This window comes from Bacillus sp. SH5-2, from assembly GCF_008368905.1.
Lineage (GTDB): Bacteria > Bacillota > Bacilli > Bacillales > Bacillaceae_G > Bacillus_A > Bacillus_A luti.
The window spans coordinates 17,639-36,538 of record NZ_QOSD01000023.1 but is presented as its reverse complement, the minus strand read 5'-3'; the positions used below and the strand labels follow the sequence as shown (position 1 = coordinate 36,538).

18 protein-coding genes and 1 riboswitch are annotated in these 18,900 nt (G+C 35.3%); of the genes, 6 read left to right on the top strand and 12 right to left on the bottom strand.

Annotated elements, in window-relative coordinates:
* The first annotated feature begins 15 nt into the window (after window positions 1-15).
* Both scrB and DN410_RS20475 read left to right on the top strand, forming a co-directional pair.
* Complete coding sequence (scrB, locus tag DN410_RS20480) at window positions 16-1,491, top strand: beta-fructofuranosidase (protein ID WP_149177828.1); 1,476 nt, start codon at window positions 16-18, stop codon at window positions 1,489-1,491.
* The gene (locus DN410_RS20475) at window positions 1,488-2,429 is read left to right on the top strand and encodes a carbohydrate kinase family protein (RefSeq protein ID WP_149177827.1); all 942 of its coding nucleotides are present in this window, start codon (window positions 1,488-1,490) and stop codon (window positions 2,427-2,429) included. Before scrB ends, DN410_RS20475 begins: the two co-directional genes overlap by 4 nt.
* Before the next feature lie 12 nt (window positions 2,430-2,441).
* Here the strand turns inward: DN410_RS20475 and DN410_RS20470 are convergent, their stop codons facing one another.
* From DN410_RS20470 to DN410_RS20460, 3 genes are all read right to left on the bottom strand, one after another.
* Entirely contained in the window at window positions 2,442-2,693 is a 252-nt protein-coding gene (locus tag DN410_RS20470) for a hypothetical protein (protein WP_000834197.1), read from the bottom strand.
* Window positions 2,694-2,862: 169 nt separating this feature from the next.
* Window positions 2,863-3,624 carry a L,D-transpeptidase gene (locus DN410_RS20465; protein ID WP_149177826.1) on the bottom strand — a complete coding sequence of 254 codons (762 nt, stop codon included), beginning with the start codon at window positions 3,622-3,624 and terminating at the stop codon, window positions 2,863-2,865.
* Window positions 3,625-3,692: 68 nt separating this feature from the next.
* Complete coding sequence (locus DN410_RS20460) at window positions 3,693-4,559, bottom strand: SDR family oxidoreductase (RefSeq protein WP_149177825.1); 867 nt, start codon at window positions 4,557-4,559, stop codon at window positions 3,693-3,695.
* 220 nt (window positions 4,560-4,779) lie between these two features.
* Here DN410_RS20460 and DN410_RS20455 point away from each other — a divergent pair, with 220 nt between their 5' ends.
* The 4 genes from DN410_RS20455 (at window position 4,780) to DN410_RS20440 (ending at window position 9,934) form a co-directional block, all read left to right on the top strand.
* Entirely contained in the window at window positions 4,780-6,081 is a 1,302-nt protein-coding gene (locus DN410_RS20455; protein ID WP_149177824.1) for an NCS2 family permease, read from the top strand.
* A gap of 90 nt (window positions 6,082-6,171) precedes the next feature.
* Window positions 6,172-6,277: riboswitch (SAM riboswitch) on the top strand.
* A gap of 87 nt (window positions 6,278-6,364) precedes the next feature.
* Window positions 6,365-7,477: a sugar ABC transporter substrate-binding protein gene (locus DN410_RS20450; protein WP_149177823.1), complete on the top strand. Its 1,113-nt coding sequence runs from the start codon at window positions 6,365-6,367 to the stop codon at window positions 7,475-7,477.
* Window positions 7,474-8,961 (top strand): sugar ABC transporter ATP-binding protein, encoded by a 1,488-nt coding sequence (locus DN410_RS20445; RefSeq protein ID WP_149177822.1) that lies wholly within the window; start codon window positions 7,474-7,476, stop codon window positions 8,959-8,961. Before DN410_RS20450 ends, DN410_RS20445 begins: the two co-directional genes overlap by 4 nt.
* Window positions 8,945-9,934 (top strand): ABC transporter permease, encoded by a 990-nt coding sequence (locus DN410_RS20440; RefSeq protein WP_149177821.1) that lies wholly within the window; start codon window positions 8,945-8,947, stop codon window positions 9,932-9,934. Before DN410_RS20445 ends, DN410_RS20440 begins: the two co-directional genes overlap by 17 nt.
* 106 nt (window positions 9,935-10,040) lie before the next feature.
* On the opposite strand, the gene DN410_RS20435 is transcribed toward DN410_RS20440, so the two are convergent.
* From DN410_RS20435 to kdpB, 9 genes are all read right to left on the bottom strand, one after another.
* Window positions 10,041-10,244, bottom strand: coding sequence for a hypothetical protein (locus DN410_RS20435; protein ID WP_149177820.1), 204 nt, complete (start codon window positions 10,242-10,244; stop codon window positions 10,041-10,043).
* A gap of 46 nt (window positions 10,245-10,290) precedes the next feature.
* Window positions 10,291-10,941 (bottom strand): ABC transporter ATP-binding protein, encoded by a 651-nt coding sequence (locus tag DN410_RS20430; RefSeq protein ID WP_149177819.1) that lies wholly within the window; start codon window positions 10,939-10,941, stop codon window positions 10,291-10,293.
* Entirely contained in the window at window positions 10,942-12,174 is a 1,233-nt protein-coding gene (locus DN410_RS20425) for an ABC transporter permease (RefSeq protein ID WP_149177818.1), read from the bottom strand.
* 9 nt (window positions 12,175-12,183) lie between these two features.
* Entirely contained in the window at window positions 12,184-13,257 is a 1,074-nt protein-coding gene (locus DN410_RS20420; protein ID WP_149177817.1) for an ABC transporter permease, read from the bottom strand.
* Window positions 13,258-13,344: 87 nt separating this feature from the next.
* Window positions 13,345-13,740, bottom strand: coding sequence for a hypothetical protein (locus DN410_RS20415; RefSeq protein WP_149177816.1), 396 nt, complete (start codon window positions 13,738-13,740; stop codon window positions 13,345-13,347).
* A 198-nt stretch (window positions 13,741-13,938) separates the two neighbouring features.
* Complete coding sequence (locus DN410_RS20410) at window positions 13,939-14,793, bottom strand: patatin-like phospholipase family protein (RefSeq protein ID WP_000892681.1); 855 nt, start codon at window positions 14,791-14,793, stop codon at window positions 13,939-13,941.
* 202 nt (window positions 14,794-14,995) lie between these two features.
* Entirely contained in the window at window positions 14,996-16,150 is a 1,155-nt protein-coding gene (gene kdpDN / locus DN410_RS20405) for a KdpD-like non-kinase potassium sensor (RefSeq protein ID WP_149177815.1), read from the bottom strand.
* 56 nt (window positions 16,151-16,206) lie between these two features.
* Entirely contained in the window at window positions 16,207-16,788 is a 582-nt protein-coding gene (gene kdpC / locus DN410_RS20400) for a K(+)-transporting ATPase subunit C (protein ID WP_149177814.1), read from the bottom strand.
* Window positions 16,789-16,804: 16 nt separating this feature from the next.
* The gene (gene kdpB, locus DN410_RS20395; protein ID WP_149177813.1) at window positions 16,805-18,895 is read right to left on the bottom strand and encodes a potassium-transporting ATPase subunit KdpB; all 2,091 of its coding nucleotides are present in this window, start codon (window positions 18,893-18,895) and stop codon (window positions 16,805-16,807) included.
* Between the last annotated feature and the right edge of the window lie 5 nt (window positions 18,896-18,900).

Here is an 18,900-nt window from a genome sequence, read left to right as displayed (position 1 = left end):
ACGGGGTGAAAACCTATGTCAAAATATAAAACAATACTGCAATCTAATAAAGACGAATTACATTCTTTATATGAAATTGCAAACCAAGATTCATGGAAACCAATTTATCATATCCACCCACCATTTGGATTAATGAATGATCCTAACGGTGTATCATACTACAATGATGAATATCACGTTTTTTATCAGTGGTATCCGTTTGGTCCCATTCACGGAATGAAGCATTGGGGGCATGTGAAGTCAAAAGACCTTATTAACTGGGAGCGTATGCCTGTAGCCATCATCCCTACTGAAAGCTATGAATCACACGGTGCATATTCTGGTAGTGCTATCGTAAAAGATGGCCTTCTTCATTTACTTTATACAGGGAATATAAAAAAGCCTGATGATTCCCGTGATGCAAAACAATGTATGGCAACAATGGATTCACAATATACGATGACGAAATATAGTAATAATCCTGTTATTGATATAATTCCTGACGGATATACAAAACATGTACGTGATCCAAAAGTCTGGAAACATAATGATATGTACTATATGTTACTCGGTGCCCAACGTGAAAATAAAACAGGAACTCTATTACTGTACAAATCACAAGACCTATACAATTGGCATTTCCAAGGCGAAATTACAACAAATTTAAAAGAATTCGGATTTATGTGGGAATGCCCCGATTACTTCCAATTATCAGGGAAAGATGTACTTCTCTTTTCACCGCAAGGAATTGAAAAAGACGGAGAAAACTTTCACAATGTATACAATGTCGTTTATGCTATAGGCCATTTCGATATTAAAAATTTATATTTCCGTGTTGATTCCTATTACGAAGTTGATAAAGGATTCGATTTTTATGCCCCTCAAACTTTAGAAGACTCTACTAGTCGTCGCCTATTGTTTGCTTGGGCAGGATCAAGTGAAATCACATATCCTTCTGATGATTATATGTGGGCTCATTGCCTAACACTTCCACGTGAATTAACATTAGAAGATAACATCTTAAAACAAAAACCAGTTTCAGAATTAACAAAACTACGAGCAACAAAAAAAGAAATTTCAGGAGATATAACAGCTGGATTAAATGTATTATCAACGCTTGATGATGAAGGATCCTATGAATTAATTGTTACCCTTAAAACAGAAGATGCAAAGCGTTTTGGGCTTTCTCTCTTCCACAATGAGGAGGAATGTTTCCCCATTACATTTAATCGGGAACAAGGTACTATTTCTATAGACAGGGGCAACTTCTACCATCAATTTGGCGGAGAATATGGATTTGAACGCTGTAAAAAAATCGATATTCAAGATACGATAGAACTACAAATATTTGTAGATAAAAGCATCGTGGAAATTTTCTTATACGATGGTTCAACAGTCTTTACGTCCCGAGTTTTCCCTCGAAAAGACATGAAACATCATATCGCAATCTTTTCAGATGCAAAACTAAACTTTACCATCACACAATATAAACTGAAAAGAGGGATTGTATGAGAAATGTCTTTTGTATAGGTGAACTATTAATTGATTTTGTGTGCCGAAATACTAACGTTTCTTTAATAAACGGTTCAGATTTCGAAAAAAAAGCTGGTGGAGCACCCGCTAACGTTGCTGCTGCGATTACAAAATTAGGTGGACACGCTACATTTATGGGGCAAGTAGGAAACGACCCATTTGGTGAGTTTCTTGAACAAACTTTACAGCGTGCGCAAGTCGACACATCCATGCTCATAAAAGATAAACAAACAACACTTGCATTCGTATCCATCGATCAAGATGGCGAACGTGATTTTACTTTTATGCGTGGTGCAGATGGTGAATATCAATTCAAAAGCATTGATTTATCAAAAATACAAACAAATGATTTAATACATTTCGGTTCAGCGACAGCTTTACTATCAAGCCCATTAAAAGAAACGTATTTCCAGTTGTTACAATATGCAAAAGATAACGGCCATTTTATTTCTTTTGATCCAAATTATCGAAGTGCACTCATTACAAATACAGAACAATTCTCTCAAGATTGTCTAACCTTTATAAAACATGCACACTTCGTAAAAGTAAGTCAAGAGGAGGCTACTATGCTCTCTAAAGAGAGTGATTTACAACAAGCTGCACTCAAATTATTAAATTATGGCGCAAAAGTAGTAGCTATTACACTTGGAAAAGACGGTACCCTACTTGCGACAAATGAAGGTCAAACCATTGTCTCTTCAATTTCCATTCAACAAGTCGATACAACTGGTGCTGGTGATGCTTTCGTTGGAGCAATGTTATATCAGATTGCCAAAAGTGAACATACACTTTCGTATCATTTCAAAGACTTAACAGCGTTTATCTCCTTTGCAAATAAAGTAGGCGCTATTACATGTACAAATTACGGTGCAATTGCCTCTCTTCCATCATTAACAGATATAAAAGCATACGATTAATCGTATGCTTTTTTACATTCCTCTCCAAAAATCATGCATCATAAAAAAATACAAAATAACGAGAACGACTGTCCCGCATAGAGTAATGCGCCGGTATATACTTTTCTCCCCTTCTCTTGCTTTCACAAACGCCCAAATAAATCCGAAGAACAATATTAAATCAACATATGGAACATAAAAAGAAAAGACGAGAAATGCATACAAATACACGATAAATAAACAGGTCGTTACTAAGAAAACTTTAAACGCAAATTCACTTTTCATAATATAACCGCCCCCAATCTGTACTGTATTATATTCAGCAAAATACAATAGTTGCTGTTTCTTTTTCCATCCTGTTATTTACGAGCATCGCGATTCGTCTAAACTAATAATTCATGCAAAATTTGCTTCACTAAAATACAAATAAGCTACCGTCTATACACGGTAGCTCTTACAGTACATTATATTTCCGTTTATATATATTACTTAAAATCGAAACAGGAATTTGCTCATAACGAACTTTTTCTCCCGTTTCATCTATAATATACAAATTGTTTCCTATATAATATGTTCCATTTTTCCTTTTGGCATATACTGCATACCTTTCGTTTGGTAATACTGTTTTTACTTTTGTTAATTGCCCATTTGGCTCTTGCCAATATATATTGACACGGTCTACTAACGTAAGTATTCCAATTTGTTCTTCTTCCACTTTACGACCATTCCAGCTCACAACGCGATACCCCAGCTTATTCGCTTCAAATTCGGGACTCGTATGAAAACGAGAAATGATTACTTTTGTCTGCAATTGTACTCGGTCATATAGCCATTGTATATCTCTATTATGCATGCGAATACAACCATTCGATTCCCTACTTCCAATCGTCCATTCTCTATTCGTCCCGTGAATTGCATACTCCTTTTTATCTAATCCGAGCCACCTTGTACCAAGAGGATTATTCGGTGCACCACCAGGTATCTTTTTACGATGGTATTCTTTATTTTTATATTTAGTTATAATACAAAAATTCCCTTCTGGTGTTGGGGTGCGATCCCTTCCAGTCGTTATTGGAAACGTCCTCGTATAGTTTCCATCTTCAAAAAAAGATAGCTGATTTGTCGTAAGATTCACTAGTATTAAATGATCTGTATTAGCAAAAGCGCTAGCTGGTAGGCAGAAAAATAGGATTACGATACACCATATTTTTTTCATCTAAATCCTCCCTAGCACTAATATCATAATAAATACAATTAGCTTTACTTTGCTCTTATAAATGAAAACTATCCATTTACAATAACACCCCCGTTTACATGTAGCATTTGTCCTGTAACATAGGAAGAATCTCCAGAAGCTAAATATACATATGCAGGCGCTAATTCATATGGTTGACCAGGTCTTTGCATCGGAACATTGCTTCCAAACTGTGATACTTTCTTTTCATCAAAGCTTGACGGGATAAGTGGTGTCCAAATTGGTCCTGGTGCGACACCATTTACACGAATCCCTTTTTGTACTAATGACTGAGAAAGCGATCTTGTAAAAGCTACAATAGCCCCTTTCGTCGCAGAATAATCAATTAATGTTTCATTTCCTTCGTACGCAACGATAGATGCCGTATTTATAATGACATCCCCTTGTTTCAAATGAGAAAGTGCTGCTTTCGTAACATGGAAATAAGAAAAAATGTTAATCCGAAACGTTTTTTCTAACTGTTCCGCTGTAATATACTCTAATCCTTGCTGGGGATATTGCTGTGCAACGTTATTCACAACAATATTTAAACTGCCTAACTGCCGGACGGTCTCTTCCACAACATTTTTACACTGTTGTTCATTACTTAAATCACCCGGCAACAATACGCACTTCACGCCTTCTTTTTCAACACGCTGTTTCGTCTCGTTTGCGTCTTCTTCCTCATCTAAATAAGCAATCGCGATGTTCGCTCCCTCTTTTGCAAAAGCGATAGACACAGCTCGTCCAATCCCGCTATCTCCCCCTGTAATTAATACATTCTTTCCTTTTAGCTTTTCACTACCTTTATAATTTGGATCTTCAAACTCCGGAAGTGGATTCATTAATGATTCAATACCAGGCTGTTTATCCTGATGTTGCGCAGGCATTGTTAAAAAGTTTTTTTGCTGAGGCATACTTCAATCAGCTCCTTTTCCTTATCATGTGCACAATAATAAAAACTACTTATACATAAAAAGCGTAATTTACACGTAGTTCTACGGTTAATATTCGAATTTAAGACACAAAATATGAATTATTGTAAACTTTTTATGCAAAACTATTGCAAAATGCACAAAAAACGAATATTATATATAACTGTTGTGAAAATTATTCGTAAACAGAAAGGATGTTTATATGTTTAACCTTTCAAAACATAAAACTTCTATTAAAACTGAAATTATGGCGGGTATTATTACCTTCTTAACAATGGCATATATTATTGTCGTAAACCCTGTCATCCTTGGTGATGCAGGTGTTCCATTCGAACAAGCATTTACAGCAACAATTATCGCTGCTGTTGTCGGAACATTATTTATGGCGATCTTTACAAACTTACCAATCGCAATTGCACCAGGTATGGGATTAAATGCTTACTTCTCTTACTCTGTTGTAAAAGCTCATGAAGGCATGACTTTCGCAATTGCATTCTCTGCTGTATTCGTAGCAGGTATGATTTTAATTTTGTTATCATTCACATCTTTCCGTACAAAATTAATGGAAGTAATTCCTGAAAACTTAAAACATGCACTTACTGCAGGTATTGGTCTATTTATCGCTTTTATCGGTTTACGCTTAACTGGAATTGTTACAAAACATGATTCTAACTTAGTTGGACTTGGTGATCTTCATTCTCCACCTGTTTTACTAGCATTAGCTGGCCTTGGAATTACAATTGTCCTTATGTCTTTAAATATAAACGGGGCACTATTTATCGGAATGTTATTAACTGGTATTATCGCTTATTTCACAGGACAATTAACGTTCTCAAATGGCGTTACATCAATGCCTGGATTACCAGAAGGAATTATCGTTGCAAACCCAATTACTGCTGTATCTGATGTAATTAACTACGGATTATACGGCGTTGTATTCTCCTTCTTCCTTGTTACATTATTTGATACAACAGGTACACTACTTGGCGTTGCACAACAAGGCGGATTTATGAAAGATGGAAAACTACCTAAATCAGGACGAGCACTTCTAGCCGATTCATTCTCAGCAACAATTGGATCTATGTTCGGAACAACACCATCAACAGCTTACATTGAATCATCTGCTGGTGTTGCAGCTGGTGGTCGTACTGGTTTAACGACAGTTACAGTAGCTGTCCTATTCGCATTAGCAGCTTTCTTCGGACCATTAGTAAGTGCCGTTTCTGGTGTGTCAGCTATTACTGCCCCATCACTAATTATCGTTGGTAGTCTTATGATGGGTTCAGTTCGATATATTGATTGGGATACGTTCGATGAAGCATTCCCAGCATTTTTAGTAATCTTAAGTATGCCACTTACATCAAGTATTTCAACAGGGATTGCACTTGGATTTATTTCATACCCACTTATGAAAGTGGCAAAAGGACAATTCCGCGCTGTTCATCCACTTATATATGTATTTGGAATTTTGTTTGCTTATCAATTGGTATTCTTACCACATTAAAATCCCTCTTTGTGAGGGATTTTTTTTACAAAAAATTATTTGACAACACCATAAACTTATGGAATAATTCGAAATAGTTAAATATTCGATGTCTTATCAAGAGCAGGTGGAGGGATGAGCCCTACGAAGCCCGGCAACCGACCCATTTATGGGCACGGTGCTAATTCTTACAACACATTGTGTTGAAAGATAAGAGTAATATGATAAGACGTCTTTTCTATATGAAAAGGCGTTTTTTATTTTCACTCCCTCCTCTCTCTTCTTAGCTTAGGAGGGATTTTTTATGAAAAAACTATGTTCCATCGTACTTATTCTTCTCTTATTTACATTAACAGCTTGTACAAATGAACAAGATGTTGTCTCTTCACAAAAGCAACAAACTGTGACGAAAGAAACTACACCAGCAAAAAAACATTCACAAACAGAAGTTCCAAACGAAGTAAAAAAACCATTAAAGATTGCTTTAATTATGCAAATGTCTATCGGAACTTTCTCCTCTCAATATATTGAAGGGGTAAAAAAACAAATCGAACAATTCGGTGGCAGCGTGCAAGTCTACAATTCTGATAACGATTTAGCAAAAATGGCTGCAAATTTAGATACTGCTATTAATTCAAAAGTGGATGGCATTTTAATTGATCATGGCCGATCTGAAGCACTAAAACCTGGAGTAGAAAAAGCATTACAAGCTAATATTCCCGTAGTAGCGTTTGATAACGACCTACGCTTACCAGGTGTAACGATTATTGATCAAGATGACTATAGTCTTGCGTGGAAATCTTTAAAAACGTTAGCGGAAGATTTGAATGGACAAGGAAATATCGCAGTCGTATGGGTTGGCGGATTTGCTCCAATGGAACGTCGCAATGTTATCATTGATGCTTTTTATAAACGTTATCCAAATATAAAAGAAGTGGCACGCTTTGGTACCGCTAGTAATAACACACCACTTGATACACAAACACAAGTAGAAGCTTTACTAAAAAAATATCCGAAAAAAGGAGATTTACAAGCTATTTTTGCTTCTTGGGATGAGTTTGCTAAAGGGGCTGTTAAAGCACTCGAACAAGCGAATCGTACAGATATAAAAGTATACAGCATTGACTTAAGTAATGAAGATTTACAACTTATGCAAAAAGAAAACTCACCTTGGACAGCTACTGCTGCAACTGATCCAGCTGAAGTAGGTAAAGTACAAGTACGATTTTTATACAAAAAAATTGCTGGTGAACAAACGCCAGATATTTATTCACTAGAACCTTATTTAGTAAAGAAAAATAGTTTACCAAAAGAAAATATAACGATGGATCAGTTATCAAAATATATAAACGGTTGGGGAGACTCAAAAGATGCATATTCCCCTTGGATGAAAAAATTAGAGAAGGAGAAAAAATGATGACATTCTCTCTTCAAAACATTACACATTCTTATCATGTCACTACACCGGTTCTAGAAGATGTTTCTATTCATATCAAAAAAGGAAAAGTGCATGCTTTACTAGGAATGAACGGTGCAGGAAAAAGTACTTTACTAAAAATAGCAACTGGTGAAATTCAACCAGTTGCTGGCGATTTAAAAATTGATAATCAGCCTGTTTCCTTTACTTCACCACGCGATGCAAAAAAGCACGGTATTTCTTTCGTAACACAAGAAGTAGATCACGGACTTATTCCCGGATTGTCCGTATTAGAAAATGTACTAATCGATTATTTAGCAATGCAAAACAAAGTACTATTTTCAAAGTCTAAATTAGTCGCACTCGCTAAACAACATTTACAAACTGTACAGGTAAATTTAAATGTTTCGGAAGATGTTTCAAACTGCTCATTATATGAAAAGCAATTACTTCTTATCGCAAGAGCTTTATCTAACAATACAAATTATCTTTTATTAGATGAACCTACTTCTTCTCTTGGACCAAAAGAGGTTGAAACCTTTGGGAAACTATTAAAAGATTTAACAGCAAAAGGTATTGGCATTATCTTAATTTCTCATCGTTTATCCGAGATTCGAAATTTCGCAGATGATGTAACTGTATTACACAATGGGAAGGTTTCCCTTTCTGAAGCTATTACAAAGATTACAGATCAACAAATTGTGGAAGCAATGACTGGAAAACAACTTACACTGCCTATTAATACAGCACCAAAACGCGGGAGCGAAGAATTATTTAAAGTACAAGAGCTTCAATTACGCGAAGATCATTCTCCCCTTTCTCTTACAATACGAAAAGGAGAAACTGTTGTGATATATGGATTAATTGGAAGCGGCAAAACAGCACTTGCTGAGACTTTATTTGGTGCTCGTCATACTTATCGTGCAGAAATAGATGGCCAAAATATAACAATTAAAACACCAAGAGACGCGATTAAAGCGAAAATCGCACTTGTACCAGAAGAAAGAAGAAAACAAGGTGTATTCCTTTCGGAAGATATTATAAGTCACACAAATTTACACCAATCAGGTTGGCGAAGAAAACAAACCGAATTAAATCATGCCACCACAGCAATTTCTTCTTTCAGCATTTCGCCAAATGACCCAAAAGCCTTTATTCATTCACTTAGTGGTGGAAACCAACAAAAAGTCTCAATTGCAAAGTGGGATGGATTCAAGCCTAAACTATTTCTTTTGGACGAACCAACTAAAGGGGTAGACATCGCTGCAAAACAAGACATTTTCCAATTCATTCGCAACATTACAGAAGACGGTAGTTCCGTCATTTATTTTACAGGAGAACAAGATGAAGCACTGCATATCGCCGATCGTATTCTTATACTGGCAAACGGAGAGTTTGTAGGTGAATACTTGCCAAACGATCTATCTCCTGAACAGCTTTTACATTTATCTGAAGGGAGCTATTCCATTGAATCTCGTTCATAAAACTAAGAAACTATATTTACCTACTCATCTTTTTTATCAATTTAGTACAATTGCTATCATTATAGGTGTTACAATTTTTTTCTCTATCGTCAATGATTCTTTTTTAACCTACAACAATATTAGTGATATTTTACGTTCTATTTCTATCGTAACGTTACTTGCGATCGGTGTTACCTTTACATTGATTGTAGATGGATTTGATTTATCAGTCGGCTCCACCGCTAGTTTAGCAACAATTGCCGCTGCTTCCTGTCTCGTTTTATATCGACAAGAACTATTAGTTACACTCCTTGTTCCTATTCTTTGCGGGCTATTAGTTGGATTATTAAATGCACTACTCGTTATCCGAATTAAACTACCCGACTTACTAGCTACGTTAAGTATCATGTATATCGTTAATGGACTACACTTAACATTTTCAAAAGGATCTTCAATTTATGAAGGAATGTCTGGCGCCAAAGGACATTTTATTCCCTCCTTTTTATTTATCGGTCAGGGTTCTATTTTAGGAATTCCAGTCCCTGTCATTATCATGCTTATCGTCGTTTTAATTGCACATCTATTTTTAGAAAAAACAACGTACGGTCGTTTCTTTTATATGACGGGTGGGAATCGAGAAGCTGCTAGACTAGCCGGTATCCCTACTGACCGTTACCGTGTGTATGCTTATATGATTAGTGGTTTACTTGCCTCTATTGGCGGCATTATTCTATGTAGCCGCGTTGGAACAGGTCAAGTTTCGGCTGGTGCCCCATTGTTAATGGATGCAGTTGCAGCTGCCTATATCGGTTACGCAATGTTCGGCGCCAAGAAACCAAATGTCATCGGAACATTCCTCGGTTCTATATTAATTGGAATCATATTAAATGGACTTACAATGATGAACGTTCCTTATTATGCACAAGATATCATTAAAGGCAGTATTTTAATTACAGCTTTAGCCTTTTCATTTGTTAAAAAGAAGCGTAAATAAAAAAGTAGAGCATCGAATTCCGATGCTCTACTTTCCTTTTGCAACAATCACACGAAAGCCTCCACGATTACTAAACTATGAAAAAGATAACAGCAGTTAAAAATTATTAATATTTCTCATTCATCTGTAATTCTTTACTATACTTTTGAATGAAAACTGACGAAATAACCATTACCATCCCTACACTACACCCAATAAGCTGATCCAGTAGCATTTCATCATGAATGAACCAGCGCAGTAAAAATACCCCACCAAAAATAAGCATCATAATAAATCCAGTATGTCTAAGCCCTTTATATACATTTTCCATATGTATCACCTCTTCACATACTTTTATCCATATTATACCATAGCGTCTATTGAATATTGCCATCAAGTAGTCGTATTGTCCTCTGGCAGTATGCAGCTACCTTTTGATCATGTGTTACAACTAGTACCGTTTTTCCTTGTTTATTAATCTCTTGTAAAATACTCATAATTTTTTCCCCATTTTCTTGATCAAGAGCACCAGTCGGTTCATCAGCAAGTATAATTTTTGTATCTTGTGCTAAAGCCCTTGCTATTGCTGTTCTTTGCTGTTCTCCTCCTGATAACTCGTAAGGATATTTGTTAATATGCCTCTCAAGCCCTACCATTTTCAGCATTTCTTTTGATATTTGCATACGTTTCTTATGAGAAATTCTTCTATATACAAGCGGAAGCATTACATTTTCAACAACTGTATAATCATCGAGTAGCGAAAAATTCTGAAACACAAATCCAACTTCCGTGTTTCTATACTTATGATAGTTTGACTTTAATGTACTCGTATCCATTCCATCTAAAAAATACTTTCCAGCAGAGGGGCTATCGATTAAACCAATAATGTTAAGGAGAGTAGATTTCCCCGAACCAGAGGGCCCCATAATAGCTATCATTTCGCCTTTTTCTATTGTAAGATTAATATCCTTTAACGCACTAAAATTATTCTTTCCAAAGCCCTTAGCCACATTCGCGAGCTGAATCATCTATAACACCTCTTTCATATATGTATTTTTTATTTTTAATACATTGAAATAAATGATTGTATATATAATGAAGATCATTACACTTGATAACATACTTATAACAATCAATGATTCTTTAGAGACTTGTAACGTTCCAAAAAAAGATACGGTACTATTTTCTAGCTCTTTTTGAATTTCAATCGCTTCGCTATTCTCCCATTGAAAATACGTAATTCCTATACATATCGATAAAATGAATAACAACACATACTCAATAATAAATGGAAGACATATTTGAAAAGTACTTGCACCTAACGCTGATTTAATAGAAATATTTTTACGCTCCATATAAAGTGCTGCCATTGATGTTAATACAATAGATAGAAATGAAAAAAATAAGACTGTACCGCTTAATAATAATGGGTATGACATATTATCAATACCTTGCTTTTCGTTTTCTAACAATTTATTCGGATTTGTAACATAATACGAATACCCCTTACCTTCTGTTACCTTTAATACTTTCTTTTGAAATTCATTTATATTTATCTTCTCATTTGTTTCTATAATTAACCCATTGTATAAAAGTTCTACACTATAGAACTCTATTTCTTCTGTTCCAATTGGTAAAATCGCCATGTCATCTAATAATGTAATACGATTATCCGATATTTCACCGCTCCGAGGATATGTAAATGGTGAATTTTTTTCTAAAAACCCAATTACTTTTAGCTTCATTTTTCCAGATTGTATAACATCACCAATAGATACCTTTTCTATATAATTAGCCCCTAATATAACAGGTCTAATATCAAATACTGATTTATGAAATTCCGATTCCTCAAAATATCTTCCTTGTGAAATTCGTATATGAAAGTATTTATTAATATCTTTATCAACAATAAGAGCCTTTATCGTTCCATTTTCTTTTTTTAAACTAAGTGAATAGTTACGGAACAAATAATTTGTTTTATTTGTTATTGGTATCGTATTAGATAACCCTTGAATGAATTGTTGATAATCACTTTTCGCTTTTTCTTCACTAAACAATGTTATATCTTGCGTCGCATAAAGTTCATAGAAATTTTTATGAGTCGATAAATTATTTGCTACTGTCATCATTTTTCGATATCCCGACAGATTACTAATAAATTCTATAGCTGAAGAAAATGCAATAATTAAAGAAATTACTATAATCAAACTTGGTAACAACCGTTTTTTCACAGACCGTATAGAATCAAATATAAAAAACATGACGACCACCTACGTTCTTAAATGTTTTCCGGGATATATATTTATAATGTGCTTGATTGGAATTACAGTAACAAACATTGTAAGAAAAATTATAAAAACAATATTACATACCAATACATATGGTGTTAACGGTTTTAATAAGTATGTCTGAAAATACGTATGAATTGTTCCAGAAAACATTTCTAACGCCAGAAAAACCAACAACATCGCCACTAGAGAAATAAACAAAATTTGAACATATAGTTCACAATAAATAGATATATTAGAAGCACCTACTGCTTTTTTTAATGAAATCTCTCTTTCTTTTTTATAAATCCAAAACAACACCGCGGAAAGCCCAGAAACTACTGCAACAAGAATGAATTTATAATAATACTTATTTGCTGGATCTATATGTGCTACCTGTAGTTCCTGAAGATCTCGTTCATTCAGTATTTGAATATCTCCCGAGAGCACTTCTTTGCTCTTATTCATAAATGTTTTTATCTCGTTATGAATAGATGATGTAGGGTTAACAACTGTTAATTGTAATTGTTTACTCGCAATAATACTTTTTTTAGATAGAGTAGGTAAGTTTTGAAGTGGAATGTATATGTCTGATACACCGACGTCACTGTCTTTTCTCCATATAGTCCCTATTTTTTGATATGTATCATCAAATTCATATAACTCCTTTACATTCGTTTGATCACCAACAACCATATCATTTACATTTTCACGATGAAAATATTTCCCTTCAGAAATATATGGCGTCCAATAATAATCATCTTTTAAGTTCACAGCTACGATTTTTATTGTACCTGAACTATTTAATGCTTTTAAATGCTCTACGTAAATATCACTTTTCACAAAAATATCTTGTATGACAGGAATTATCGCTTCCAATTCAGTTGTATTCGCTATCGGAACAGTTAACGTTTGATTCTTCTCTGGAAAGCCGATTTGAAAAGCAGATATGAAATTTCGTTTAGATTCTGTTAAAAGCGCGGCTACTGATATAGAAAGAAAAGAAATAAAAAATGACATAAGAAGAATTACGAAAAACAGTTTATTGCTTTTTATATTTTTAAAAGCTAGGTACATGTCTGCACTCCTTTTAAATAAGAAGGAGATGATGCACATCCCCTTCTCCTTATCCAAATATTTATAAAGACAACTATTTAATATTTTTTACCACTGTAATCGTAAGTTACCGTTACTATCAAAAGTACCTTTGTGTGTATCTTCTTGATAGTCATTATTCTTATTAGCATAATGCTCAGAATATAGCCCCTTTGCACCAAAGGCATTATATGCGCCATTACTAACCGTGGCATTTAATGCCCTTCCAGATTCATGTGATCCTAATTTATCCGAAGCACTTTCAATATATGAATAACTTCCTTTTGAATTAATAAAAGAAATCGCTACTGAACAGCGAGATGCGTTTTGATTCGTAGTCGTTTGAGCTCTGTAAGATAGTAGGTTACCGTTTTTGTGGCCACTTAAAGTTGGATAAAATGCACTTGTTGAGATTGATGTTGCTAATAACATTAAAGTCGCAATCGAAAAAACCTTTCCCTTCATTAACAATCACCTCGTAAATTAAATAGTTTTGTAGCGCTACATCGTCATAATACCTCTCAAGTAAATTCTCCTTAATAAGACACCCCAATGTTTTACAAACTCTTTAAACACTTAAACATTCATACATTTTTAAAAAGTAACGGATAAGCAAGCAATACAAAAAAGACTGCAGAGAAATTCTTCTCCGCAGCCTAATATTTATTTTTGTAAAAACGCCTGCAAATCTGCAAACTGTCTCTTTGCATCTTCATAGCCTTGCTCGTATAAATTTTGTAGTTTTGCTGTATCTTTTTCCATACGATCTACTTGAAGCGGTACTTCTGGACGAATAACAAATAAATTACCCGCTTGTTCTTCTTTTTCAATGTAGTGAAGTGTTTCATTATACACTTCATAACGATTTAGCATCGTGTTAACAAGATTCGGATATTTTTTATAAGCTTTCGCAGCAACCCACCCAAATCTTGATTTTTTCTTTGCGTAACCGTGATTTCTTGTTAAAATTACGACTGATTTTTTAAAGCCATCTTCCTGTGCTTTACGAACTGGAATTGGATCTGAAATCCCGCCATCTAATAATTGCTTACCACGGTAATTTACTACTGGTGCAATGAAAGGTAATGAACTAGAAGCTTGTAATAAATTTAGTGCATCATCATTCGTTCCTTCTTTTTCGAAATAAACAGACTGTCCTGTTTCACAATCCGTCGTTCCTACAAGAAAACGTTCCGGGCTATTAAAGTATGTTTCAAAATCAAACGGCACATGCTTTTCTGGAATTTCATGAAAAATAAAATCCATATCAAATAACTGACGTTTTCTCCATAAGTTTTTATACGATAAATATTTCGGATGTGATGCATAATCAATATTTACTGTTTTATTTCTATTTCTTTGTCTGGAAAGATACGACGCTGCATGACAAGCACCAGCTGATACACCGATTACATATGGAAAATATAAATCTTGTTCCATAAAGTATTCTAATATCCCTCCCGTATATACACCACGCATACCGCCGCCTTCTAATACTAACCCTGTATTTTCAAGCATGTTACTCTCTCCTCTATATATATTGACTCTTTAATTATTCACTATGTTAAGTATCTTTTTCTATTATATATGAGTTCTTTCAGAAATTATATTTAAAAGACTTGAGAAAACGGAATTTTTTCTTCCAATTATATTTCCAAATGATCGGAGACATCCTTTATAAACCTTTGAATAAAATAGAGACCTACAGATGGTCTCTATTCTAAGCTCTTTGATCCGCAACGATATGAATATCAATATGCCTCGTCTGTCTCATAATTTCATTTACAATCGAACCTTTTCGAATTTCTTCCCACCGCGTTCTCGCTGATTGCCCAAGTAAAATTTGCGTTACTTGTAGTTTTTTCGCGACTTCAATAATAACATCCGCTGGCTTTCTCCCTTTCGCTTCTTCTAATACAAAACTTGCATCAAATTGATTCGTGAGCGCCTTCCACTCTTCAATTGTTTGTTTTTTACCTGATGAAAGAGAGTCTATATTTTCTCTTTCAACATTTAATACATACAATTCAGCGTTTAACCGATCAGCCATGCGCCATCCCCGTCTTATTAATTTCTCCGCTGTTGAACTATATTGTACACAAACGAGAATTTTTTCTTTCACTCCGATTGGTTCTATCACTGTTTGACTAATCTTTTCGTCCATATCATCGGCAACTTCCCGAAGTGATAATTCTCTTAGCGCCCCTAAATTATTAAGCGTAAAGAAATTTTGTAAGCTTTGCTCTATTTTTTCTTCTTTATATATTTTCCCGTCTAATAATCGCTTCCTTAATACCTCCGGCGTTGCATCAACGAGCTGAATTTCATTTGCTTTTTGTAAAATAAAATCTGGAATACGTTCCCGTACTCTTACATTCGTAATTTGAGCGACAATGTCATGAACACTTTCTAAATGCTGAATATTAAACGCTGACAATACGGATATGCCAGCATCTAACAATTCCTGTACATCCATATAACGTTTCTTATTTTTAGACCCGGGAATATTACTATGCGCAAGTTCATCCACAACAACTACTTGCGGTGCACGTGTTATAATTCCTTCCACATCGAGTTCATAAAATATTTTCCCTTTATACTGTATTTCTTTTAACGGAACTTTTTCTAAATCAGCAATTGCTTCCTCTGTCTCTTTTCTTCCATGTGTTTCAATTAAACCAATTACAATATCGATACCTTCTTTTTTCACCTCTCTTGCATCAAAGAGCATTTTATAACTTTTCCCTACTCCCGGAGCAGCCCCCACGTACAGTTTTAACTTCCCGCGGTTTTGCTGACGAATATATTCTAAATACTCTTCTGGTGTTCGCCTTTGAAAAGTTGGTTTATAGTCATCCGCATACAAAACATTCACAACCTTTCTTTCGAAACAACGCTACCTCAATCCGTTAGATTGAGGTAGCACCGTTACTATTTCATTAGTTTCTGTAATTCTAAATTTAACTTTAAAACGTTCACGCGGTTTTCTCCAAATAAACCAAGTGCCGCGCCTTCCGTTTGATCTTTAATCAATTGATCCAGCGTTTCTTTCGGAATATTCGTTAATTTCGAGATGCGCTCTACCTGTACAGAAGCTGCCTTCGGACTAATGTCAGGATCAAGCCCTGAACCTGAATTCGTCACTAAATCGATTGGCACTTCTGTAACTGGTACGGCCCGGTTTTGTTTCTTCCACTCTTCAATACTTTTCTCTACTCGTTTCTCTAAATCTGGATTAGACGGTGCATAGTTATTTGAACCAGATGCTTCTGCTTTATATTCAATACTAGAAACGCGCCCATGAAAATAACGTGGATCTGTGAAATTTTGACCGATTAATTTAGAACCAATCACTTCATTTTTATCATTATATATTAGACTTCCATCCGCATTATCCTTCATTACTGCTTGTGCAATACCAGTAACAATAAGTGGATATACAAGTCCGCACAACACTAAAAATGTAAAAGTAATACGGATGATTGGTGATAGTATACTTTGTTTCTTCGCCATCTCTTTCCCCTCTTCCTTATATAAACAAACCGACAATCATATCAATTACTTTAATTCCAATGAACGGTACAATCACTCCGCCAAGTCCATAAATAAGTAGGTTTCGGCCAAGTAGTGCATTCGAACTCATCGGTTTATATGCGATACCTTTCATCGCCAATGGAATGAGTAATGGAATAATAACTGCATTAAATATTAATGCTGATAAAATCGCTGACAGTGGTGATGTTAGCTTCATAATGTTTAATGCTTCCATTTGCGGAATCGCAAGTGTAAACATTGCTGGAATGATTGCAAAATATTTTGCGATATCATTTGCAATACTAAACGTCGTTAACGCACCACGTGTCATTAACAATTGCTTACCGATTCCTACTACCTCAATAATCTTCGTTGGATTCGAATCTAAATCAATCATATTCGCTGCTTCTTTCGCAGCTGTTGTACCACTATTCATCGCTAATCCAACGTCAGCCTGCGCTAGTGCCGGCGCATCATTTGTACCATCACCTGTCATCGCTACAAGTTTTCCTTTATCTTGCTCTGCTTTAATAACCGCAATTTTATCTTCTGGTTTACACTCAGCAACAAACTCATCTACTCCTGCTTCTTTTGCAATGGTTGCTGCTGTTAATGGGTTATCCCCTGTACACATAACCGTTTTAATCCCCATTTGACGCAACTGTTCAAAACGTTCACGCATACCAGGTTTTACTGTATCTTTTAAATAGATTAAACCGTAAATACGATTATTCACTGCAACTACAAGTGGTGTTCCGCCCTCTTTTGAAATGAAATCTGCTTTTTGATTTACATCTTTCGGAATTGTTCCACCTTGTGATCTAACCCATTCAATCACGCTACCTACAGCACCTTTTCTCACTTTCGTTCCGTCCTGTAAATCAACACCACTCATTCTCGTTTCTGCTTTAAATGGAACAAACTCACCTTGTTCTGCAAGTTCTCTATTATATGATATAGATTTCGCTTGCACATACTCGATAACAGATCGACCTTCTGGTGTTTCATCTAAAACCGAACTAATCGCAGCCCACTTTCCAACTTGTTCAATCGTTTCATTTCCTACAGGTAATAATGTATGAGCCATTCGGTTCCCGAAAGTAATCGTACCTGTTTTATCTAAAATTATTGTATTAATGTCACCCGCAGCTTCTACTGCTTTACCCGACATTGCTAACACATTAAACTTTGTCACGCGGTCCATCCCGGCAATACCAATCGCTGATAATAATCCACCAATTGTCGTTGGAATTAAACAAACTAACAGCGCTACAAGTACAGCTGTATCAATTTGAAATCCTAAATAATTTGTAAAAATCGGCAGCGTCACAACAACAATTAAGAAAATAAGCGTTAAACTCGTTAATACTGTATTTAAAGCAATCTCATTCGGCGTTTTTTGACGAGCAGCCCCTTCTACTAACGAAATCATTTTATCAATAAATGATTCACCAGGATTACTCGTAATGACAATCGTAATCTCATCACTTACAACCATCGTACCGCCTGTTACGGAACAAAAATCACCGCCCGCTTCTTTTATTACAGGAGCTGATTCCCCTGTAATCGCAGATTCATCAACAGACGCTAATCCTTTTATTACTTCCCCATCACTTGGAATCATTTCTCCTTGTTTTATAATAACAACGTCACCTTTTCTCAGATCCGTTGCCGAAACTTGAACAATGTCTCCATTTTCTTTTACAACATTTGCAAACACATCTTTCTTCGACTGTTTTAAAGAATCAGCTTGCGCCTTCCCCCGTCCTTCCGCTAATGCTTCTGCAAAATTAGCAAATAAAACTGTAAATAATAGAATGAGAGAAACAGTTATATTAAACCATCCTGGTACACTACTAGAACGACTTGGAAGAAACGATAAAATGAACGTAATGATAAATCCAATCTCCACAACGAACATAATCGGATTTTTTATCATTACTTTCGGGTTCAATTTCGCAAAGGATTGCTTCATCGCATGTTTCACGATATCACGATCCATCGTTTTCGCTTGTCTAACTTCATCTTCTACCGCATGTATTTGTGACTCATTTATTCTTTTTTCTTTTACCACTACCGGTCTCATCATTT

Excerpts from the sequence above, each read along its gene's own strand:
- DN410_RS20415 (WP_149177816.1), bottom strand. The coding sequence starts at position 13,740 with ATGAAGGGAAAGGTTTTTTCGATTGCGACTTTAATGTTATTAGCAACA.
- DN410_RS20460 (WP_149177825.1), bottom strand. The coding sequence starts at position 4,559 with ATGCCTCAGCAAAAAAACTTTTTAACAATGCCTGCGCAACATCAGGAT.
- DN410_RS20470 (WP_000834197.1), bottom strand. The coding sequence starts at position 2,693 with ATGAAAAGTGAATTTGCGTTTAAAGTTTTCTTAGTAACGACCTGTTTA.
- DN410_RS20420 (WP_149177817.1), bottom strand. The coding sequence starts at position 13,257 with ATGTACCTAGCTTTTAAAAATATAAAAAGCAATAAACTGTTTTTCGTA.
- DN410_RS20455 (WP_149177824.1), top strand. The coding sequence starts at position 4,780 with ATGTTTAACCTTTCAAAACATAAAACTTCTATTAAAACTGAAATTATG.
- scrB (WP_149177828.1), top strand. The coding sequence starts at position 16 with ATGTCAAAATATAAAACAATACTGCAATCTAATAAAGACGAATTACAT.
- DN410_RS20450 (WP_149177823.1), top strand. The coding sequence starts at position 6,365 with ATGAAAAAACTATGTTCCATCGTACTTATTCTTCTCTTATTTACATTA.
- DN410_RS20475 (WP_149177827.1), top strand. The coding sequence starts at position 1,488 with ATGAGAAATGTCTTTTGTATAGGTGAACTATTAATTGATTTTGTGTGC.
- DN410_RS20410 (WP_000892681.1), bottom strand. The coding sequence starts at position 14,793 with ATGCTTGAAAATACAGGGTTAGTATTAGAAGGCGGCGGTATGCGTGGT.
- DN410_RS20430 (WP_149177819.1), bottom strand. The coding sequence starts at position 10,941 with ATGATTCAGCTCGCGAATGTGGCTAAGGGCTTTGGAAAGAATAATTTT.
- DN410_RS20425 (WP_149177818.1), bottom strand. The coding sequence starts at position 12,174 with ATGTTTTTTATATTTGATTCTATACGGTCTGTGAAAAAACGGTTGTTA.
- DN410_RS20465 (WP_149177826.1), bottom strand. The coding sequence starts at position 3,624 with ATGAAAAAAATATGGTGTATCGTAATCCTATTTTTCTGCCTACCAGCT.
- DN410_RS20435 (WP_149177820.1), bottom strand. The coding sequence starts at position 10,244 with ATGGAAAATGTATATAAAGGGCTTAGACATACTGGATTTATTATGATG.
- kdpC (WP_149177814.1), bottom strand. The coding sequence starts at position 16,788 with ATGGCGAAGAAACAAAGTATACTATCACCAATCATCCGTATTACTTTT.
- DN410_RS20445 (WP_149177822.1), top strand. The coding sequence starts at position 7,474 with ATGATGACATTCTCTCTTCAAAACATTACACATTCTTATCATGTCACT.
- kdpB (WP_149177813.1), bottom strand. The coding sequence starts at position 18,895 with ATGAGACCGGTAGTGGTAAAAGAAAAAAGAATAAATGAGTCACAAATA.